The 271-nt window shown below is 62.7% G+C and carries 1 pseudogene; it reads left to right on the top strand.

What is annotated here, in order from left to right:
- Positions 1-271 (top strand): annotated as a pseudogene (locus AF337_RS38640) (AAA family ATPase); the annotation flags it as partial.

Genomic DNA, 271 nt, shown 5'->3' with positions numbered 1-271 from the left:
CCATTCCAGCCGATGCGGTCGAACGGCTCGAAGCGCTGGATCTCAAGATCGTTGGCTTGCGCGCAGCCGCCGAAGTCGACCTTCCCACGCTCAGGATCGATTACCGGAAAGACGTCTCCGGATTGGTGAGCATGGACCGCCAGCCTTTGATTGGGGGCGAGGACAGAAGCTTTGCCGGGATCGCGAAGCTCGACATAACAGGCGTCGGCACCCTGACCATCCATTCCAGCCGGCAGGCCGATCAGGACGGGGCGCTGGAGACTGCGGAAGC

This window comes from Rhizobium ecuadorense (genome assembly GCF_001187535.1).
GTDB classification, from domain to species: Bacteria; Pseudomonadota; Alphaproteobacteria; order Rhizobiales; family Rhizobiaceae; genus Rhizobium; species Rhizobium ecuadorense.
Note: the sequence above shows the minus strand (reverse complement) of the source record. Positions and strands in the feature narration are given on the sequence as shown.